The following is a 2,841-nucleotide window of genomic DNA, read 5'->3' on the forward strand; positions in this document are numbered from 1 at the left end:
GCCGCACTCATCGCCGACGTGGCGGGGCTTGCGGATGCTGGCGGGGAGGAGCCGGTCGCGGATCACGTCGGCGATGAGTGCGGCTGGATCGGTGTCGGTGTCGTCGCTGGGGAGGTCGGTGCCGGTGTTCCAGGTGTAGGGGCCTTCGGTCCACTGGCCGGTGGTGCCGTTGATGTGAACGCCGTTGCAAGAGAGGCGGAGGGCGATGGTTCGGCCGCCGAAGACGGGGCGGAGGGTGATGTGCAGGATGCGGGTGGGGTCGGCTTCGTTCTCGTAGGCGAGGAGGGCGGAGCCGTCGCGGTCGGCTCCGGTGGATTTCCAGGGGAGGCCGAGGTTGGCGGCGATGGCGTGGCTCGTGGCGTCGAGGGTGCTGAGTGCGAGGGCCATTGATCTCTCTCCAAGAGGTCGTGGGCTCGGGATGGTGGGCTGCGCCCCCCTGGGCCGCCGGAGAGGCGGCCCAGGGGGGGCGTCTACGCGGCGGCCTTGGCCGCCTTGGTGAGGTCGTGGGCGTTGCGGAGGAAGGTGCGCTGAGCTCGACGGCTGACGTTCTCGCGGGCACGGGTCATTGCGCAGGTGGAGTTCGAGGGGTCCATCAGGAGCTCAGCCGTGACTTCCTCGATGGCCTCACTGAGCGCCGCCTGGTAGGCGCGGTCCAGGGGGGCACCGTGGTGCTCCTGGAAGTAGGCCGCGGTCTTTTCGACCGACACCCACTGCACGTAGGCCGCTTCAGCGAGGACGATGCGCTTCATCAGGTCGGTCGTGAAGGCGCCGCCATTCATGAGCACTTCGGCGCTCTCCATGCGAGCGGCGGCATGTGAATCCTTGCTGCTCGCGATGTAGTTCTGGATCTTCTCGGCGTTGGTCTTGCCGTCCATGGACTGCCTCCTGGTGGTCGATTCGGGGGCCGTTCCCCCTCACTTCTTGGTTCTATTCTATAGGCATTTCGGGCGGAGTGGGCATTCCCGACAAGGAATCTCACTCCCTGGCCGTCAGGGTTCCGCAGGAGGATCCCGCGCCACCCGCCAGCAGTTCACCTTCACCTGCGACAGGCGGGGCCACCCAGTGGGGCGGCCCCGCGGGGTTGTCAGTTGGCCCCGCCCATGGCCCAGTGGCTTCCGCGCCCTTCGTCATCCCGACGACGGAGGTCGCTCGCGAGGCGAGCGTCGCGCTCTTCGGCGGACTCCTGCCAGATGCGGGCGTCTGTGACGCCCGCATGCCGGAACTTCTTGGCGACGATCGTGGTGGCGGCTGTCGCCCCCATGACTTCCTCGCCGTTGTTGAGGTAGGTCTCATTACTGTCGAGACCGGGGACCTTGGTCCAATAGCACTGTGGGTCACAGCCGCAGGTATAGGTGTAGGCGACCTTCCAGCGGCGGCTGTTGAGGAGTTCTTCGCGATTCATCGTGTTGCCTCCGGGGGCTTCGGGCCGGTCTTGGCAGCTTCTGGGGCTGGATGCCGACCTGTTGCCGCCCGCGCCGTGGCGCGGGCGGCAACAGGTCAGCAGTCCTCACAGATGGGGCAGACGATCGTGGCGCAGTTCCGGCAGTGGTCCTCCAGGGGCACCTTGCAGTCGTCGCAGTCCCCGTATTTCGACTCAACGGGCGCGTTGTTGTTCATGACTGCGTTCCTCTCTGCCGGGTGGGGGCGTCTCCCTCACTTCACGCCTTTATTCTATAGGCACATTGGCTAAGGGTGCGGAAAATCTTCGAGGAATCTCATCCCCTGGGCAGAATGTTTCCGCAGGTCAGGCGGATGTTCGGGTGGGCTTGGCACGCTGAATGAGTGCCCCCACCTCGGCGACTGCTGCCGCGATGGCTCCTGCGGCCACAAGCCGGTCCCGGTGCTCGAAGACGGCCCGCTGGTGTTCGATCGCGCGGTTCGTCATGTCTCCCTCCGAGAGGGTGTTGCCGCACGCGACGAGGGCGCCTGGGCCGAGGTCCCAGACGAGCATGTTGACGGCCGCGCCGGCCGCCGCGATGGCGTCGAGCTCCTGGAGCATCCACCGGTAGCGGTGCGGGTCCATGCCGCGGTCCCGCATCTGCTGGGATGCGGCCCGGAACATGCCGCCGGTGCCCCCGGCGGGTTCCCCGATCCGTCCGCCCTCGGGGATGGCGCTGACGTCGAGCATGGCAGCCATGAGGTCGCAGACCTCCGGGGGCGTGTGGTACTCGCCCAGGCCTGAACGGCTGCTCTTGTGACGGAGGTTGGTGATTGTCCAGGACATGAGGTCGACGTCAGCACGGCCGCCGGGGTCACTGTCGCCGGTGTACCAGAGCACCCCGTGCTTGAGTGCCGTGTCCGTGACGGCCTTGATAGCGCGCAGCGTGGGCTTGTCGTGCTTCTCCTCGGTCCAGCGGAAGATCGGTGCCGCGGTGTCGATCAGGTCGGGGCGCTGGAGCCAGTGGCGGGCGACGACTTCGCCGAATCCGGACGGCAGGTCTTCGGCTGGGTAGGAAGCAATGAAGTCGGCGAGGGTCCGGGCGTGTTGAGCTCCGGGTGTCTTGTGAGGCCACAGTGCCAGGGTGGCGACGATGCCGACGGGGATGTCCATGCGACTGCTCCCGTGGGCGCTGTACCAGGCGTCGGCTATGGCCTCACCGAAGGCGACTGGGCTGGAGCGGGAGGTACGGAAGTAGGGCTTGCGGGTCTCCGGGCGGGTGCCTGTGACCGAGGGGCGCGGGGCCTGAGCAGGTGCGGGCTTGAGGCCCTGGACTGCGGGTGGGCTTTCTGGTGCCGGTTCGGTGGTGTCGGCGAACAGGTCGAGTTGCACGGCTGGTCAGCTCCTTGTGCGCATGAAAGCGCCCCCGGCCGTAGAGGTCAGGGGCGCTTTCATGCGCACAA

At 67.2% G+C, this 2,841-nt stretch carries 4 protein-coding genes; all 4 read right to left on the reverse strand.

Going from position 1 to position 2,841, the window contains the following annotated elements:
- A partial coding sequence (locus J0695_RS31500; RefSeq protein WP_206967853.1) for a hypothetical protein occupies positions 1–387 on the reverse strand: 387 nt, incomplete at its 3' end.
- Between the two features lie 83 nt (positions 388–470).
- Positions 471–875, reverse strand: a complete 405-nt coding sequence (locus J0695_RS31505) for a hypothetical protein (RefSeq protein ID WP_206967854.1) — start codon at positions 873–875, stop codon at positions 471–473.
- A gap of 209 nt (positions 876–1,084) precedes the next feature.
- Positions 1,085–1,402 (reverse strand): hypothetical protein, encoded by a 318-nt coding sequence (locus J0695_RS31510; protein WP_206967858.1) that lies wholly within the window; start codon positions 1,400–1,402, stop codon positions 1,085–1,087.
- 342 nt (positions 1,403–1,744) lie between these two features.
- Positions 1,745–2,770, reverse strand: a complete 1,026-nt coding sequence (locus J0695_RS45510) for an N-6 DNA methylase (RefSeq protein WP_206967860.1) — start codon at positions 2,768–2,770, stop codon at positions 1,745–1,747.
- Positions 2,771–2,841 lie beyond the last annotated feature (71 nt).

This window comes from Streptomyces beijiangensis (genome assembly GCF_017315755.1).
Lineage (GTDB): Bacteria > Actinomycetota > Actinomycetes > Streptomycetales > Streptomycetaceae > Streptomyces > Streptomyces beijiangensis.

Bases quoted from the DNA above. Each gene is read 5' to 3' on its own strand.
- J0695_RS31505 (WP_206967854.1), bottom strand. From the start codon at position 875: ATGGACGGCAAGACCAACGCCGAGAAGATCCAGAACTACATCGCGAGC.
- J0695_RS31510 (WP_206967858.1), bottom strand. From the start codon at position 1,402: ATGAATCGCGAAGAACTCCTCAACAGCCGCCGCTGGAAGGTCGCCTAC.